Annotated in this window: 2 protein-coding genes; one reads left to right on the top strand and one right to left on the bottom strand. The window is 70.8% G+C overall.

Translation table 11 applies throughout. The features are described 5' to 3' along the window. Positions 1-1939 (bottom strand): ABC transporter permease (locus tag QH283_RS25295; protein ID WP_280505437.1); only part of this gene is annotated, 1939 nt, incomplete at its 3' end. Between the two features lie 166 nt (positions 1940-2105). On the opposite strand from QH283_RS25295, the gene QH283_RS25290 reads away from it, so the two are divergent. Beyond that, the coding region (locus QH283_RS25290) for a TetR/AcrR family transcriptional regulator (RefSeq protein ID WP_280505436.1) at positions 2106-2412 on the top strand (307 nt) is incomplete at its 3' end.

Raw genomic sequence — 2412 nt, 5'->3', positions numbered from 1 at the left:
TCAGCACCCCGATCACCGGGATCACCGCCAGCAGCCCGATCAACCGGACGAACACCGTCGTGAACACGGCCGTGCAGAAGAACGCCACGCCACCCGCGCCGACCAGCGGCAGGAAGTGCCCGTCGACCGCGCCGACCATCGGATCGGCGATCACCCACAGCCACATCGACATGAACACCGCCCACCCGGCGACGACCGGGATCAAGTTGCGCGGGCGCATCGCGGGCGGGAACGCGTTCGCGGCCACCACGACGATCATGAAGCCGGACATGATCCAACCCATCGCCAGATACAGCGAGACCGTGCCGGTGGTGTCCCGCGCGTCGAGCGGCGCCAGATCCTCGCTGTCGAGGGTCATCTGTGAGCCCGCCGCGACCTGGCCGAACACCCGGACGACGACCTGCTGCTGACTCATGCCCGCCGCGCCGTTGGTGATCAGTGTGGCGTTCGGCGAGGCGGCCGATGGCAGCACGTACGCGGCGACGATCTCCCGCTCGCGCACCTGTTCGCGGGCGGCCTCGGCGTCGTCGAGGGCGCGCAGGTCGAACAGTCCGGCCATGTTCTGTTCCAGGCCGGTGACCATCATCCGCGCCTGCTCGGTGTTCGCGCCGACGATCGCGACCGGCATGTCCTTGGGCGCGGGCTGGTACATGGCGCCGAGCATGGTCGACAGCATGAGCACCAGCATGGCCAGCGGGAAGAACGCCAGCGTGGTGTAGAGCACCGGCTTGCGGGCCGGGCGGCCGCCGGTCAGCGAGAAGATGGTCGGCTCGGGGCCGGTGTAGGCGGGATCGCGGCGCCGCTTGACGATGTCGAGCAGGGCGGTCAGGCCGAGGCCCGCGGCCGCGCCGATCAGCAGGACGACCACGTGACCTCCGATACCGTTGCCACCGAAGTACAGCACCGAGCGCAGCGCCTCACCGATCGCGGGCGCGGGCAGAAAGCCGTGCAACCACGGGTACAGCGAGGGCAGGGTGTGCACCGACATGCCGAGGTTCGAGGCGGGCACACCGAGCACCATCACGAACAGCATGCCGACCAGCACCGCCATCGGCCCGAAGATCCGGGTGAAGAACAGCTGCACCAGCCCCACCGCGGCGACGGTCAGGAAGCCGAGGCCCAGGATCTCCACGGTGTGCCCGTGCACGGCGCCGAGCAGCGGGCCCGCGACGAACCAGACCAGGAAAGAGGTCAGGGCCGACCAGCCCGCCAGCAGCGGCAGGAACCGCCGCAGCCGCAGCAGGTGCGGGGCCGAGGAGAGCATGAGGCTCAGCGGCATGTAGCCGGCCAGCATCAACGCGTTCATCATGAACATCGCCGCCAGGCCCGCGCTGTCGTTGCTCGGCAACGGCGCCAGATCCTCGGCGGTGAACTCCAGGCCCTGGCCGATGAGCGCGGGCGCGAGCAACTGGGTGACGGTGCCCGCCTGGGAGGCGCCCGCAGCGCCGGCGGTGTAGAGCCGGGCAGGTCCGTCCTCGCCCTGTCGCGGCAGCGCGACCGCGCCGGAGACCTCGCGGTCGAGCACCAGTCGCTGGGCGTCGGCGTCGGTGTCGACAACGCGCACGTCCACGGCGTCGGGGTCGGCGGTTTCCAGCGTCTCCGCGAAGCGCACCGCCTCGGCGGTCGGGCCGGTGACAGCGATCGGCATGTCGCGCGGCTCGGTGTGGTGCATGGCCGCCAGATAGCCGCTGATCATCATGCTGACCAGCAGGAACGGGAAGATGAACACGGCGACCATACGGCCGATGCGCTCCACCTCGGCGCGCTTGGCCGCCTTCTCCCGCTCGGCCTCGGTCTCCTCCCGCTCGGTCTCCTCCCGCTCGGCCCGCTCCCGCTCGGTCGCGTGCGACTCGGTGTCCTGGTCCGCCTGTTCCACACCGGATCCGGTCGTGCCGGGCTCGTCGGGGCGATCCCCGGACGCGGACAGAGTAGAGGTCACGAAAGAGCTCCTCGGCGATTCTTTTTCGGGATGACGCCCGGACGATCGGGCAGACCCCGAATCTACGCCAGCTGACTTAAAATCGACCAGCCGAGGACCCTGTGATGCTCACCGCACCACCGCGGCTGCGATCATCGTGGCCAGGTCCGCGCGAGAACGGAGAACCATGGCACGGCACGGCGACCAGTCGCGGCAAGCGCTCCTCGACGCGGCGGAGGAACTCTTCGCCACCCAGGGCATCGACTCGGTGTCCAACCGGCGCATCGCCGAATTCGCCGGTCAGGCGAACCATTCCGCCGTCGCCTATCACTTCGGCGGCCGCGACGACCTGATCCGCGCGATCTTCGACCGCCACGAACAGCCGGTCCGCGGCCGCCGGGGGGGCCAGGGCGCCCCCCCGCCCCCCCCCCCCGCGGGGACCCCAGACCAGCGCCGCCGGGGGGGGCCCCGCCCCCCCCCCCCAGGCCCCCCCC

The sequence above is a fragment of the Nocardia farcinica genome, assembly GCF_029867845.1.
Taxonomy (GTDB): Bacteria; Actinomycetota; Actinomycetes; order Mycobacteriales; family Mycobacteriaceae; genus Nocardia; species Nocardia farcinica_A.
Note: the sequence above shows the minus strand (reverse complement) of the source record. Positions and strands in the feature narration are given on the sequence as shown.